This is a genomic window from Bartonella sp. AP20NXHL, assembly GCF_042196165.1.
Classification (GTDB): Bacteria; Pseudomonadota; Alphaproteobacteria; order Rhizobiales; family Rhizobiaceae; genus Bartonella.
The window spans coordinates 1-963 of record NZ_JBHIPV010000087.1; the positions used below are offsets into that span (position 1 = coordinate 1).

Here is a 963-nt window from a genome sequence, read left to right on the forward strand (position 1 = left end):
CGGCGGGATACCTCGACTGGGAAACCGCCGCTAAACTCATAGCCGATATTACCATTGTGTTCCATTGGTCCCTTTCAGACATGATGGAAATGGAACCACAAGAATTAATATTCTGGCGAAAACAAGCAGCAGAAAGGTATAAGACAAAATGAGTAAAACAACTAAGGGTGCCGATGCAAAGGTAAAATTGACTCTTGAGGACAAACTCACCGCACCTCTCAAACGTATACAAGAATCTTTTAATAATTTGTCGCATACATTAAATATTCCCCACTTTTCTGCTGCACTAAAAAATATGACAGCATGCCTTAAAGGCGTTCAAAGAGCCCTTGGTACAGCGGCAAGTCGTGCTTCGGTATTTACCGGTGCTTTAGGGCTTACTGGTGATGGTCTTGTGGCAAGCTTGATCTCCGTTACCATGCAAACCATGCATCTTGGGGATAGTCTTCACCATGCATCACAGCATTTGGGAATGAGTGTTGCATCACTTCAATTATGGGGGGATGCAGCCGATAATTCAGGCACTTCTGCCGAGCTTTTTCAACAATCCTTAGCGGTTTTAAATAGGCGTTCAGCACAAGCATATGCTGGACAAAAAAGAGGCATGATGGGCTTTGAAGCGCTTGGCATTTCTGTCAAAAACACTTCTGGAAAACTCAAATCCACTTCTGTCTTGTTAGAAGAAATTACTGACAAGATGAGTAAGATGAAAAATCAAGCACAAAGAGAGCATATTGCTTCTCTGCTGTTTGGTGGGGATGGTAAAGAAATGGCCGCCATGCTTGCACAAGGCATGGCGCCTATCAAAGAACTATTTGCAAAGGCGCGAAAAGGAAAATGGCTGATAGGTGCCGATGTTGCACGCTATGCAGCAGATTTGAGTGATAAGCTTGGTGCTTTTAAGAAAAAAATAGGCGGTATCGCGAGCTTTATTGGCGCGCGTTTCATGCCCGTGATTAATGA

At 43.8% G+C, this 963-nt stretch carries 1 protein-coding gene and 1 pseudogene; both read left to right on the forward strand.

Features of this window, described 5'->3' with window-relative positions; translation table 11 throughout:
* The first annotated feature begins 47 nt into the window (after window positions 1-47).
* On the forward strand, window positions 48-152 hold the full coding sequence (locus ACFILL_RS09350) for a GpE family phage tail protein (protein ID WP_375643847.1): 105 nt from the start codon (window positions 48-50) through the stop codon (window positions 150-152).
* Window positions 149-963 (forward strand): annotated as a pseudogene (locus ACFILL_RS09355) (phage tail protein); the annotation flags it as partial. The gene ACFILL_RS09350 and the pseudogene ACFILL_RS09355, both read left to right, overlap by 4 nt.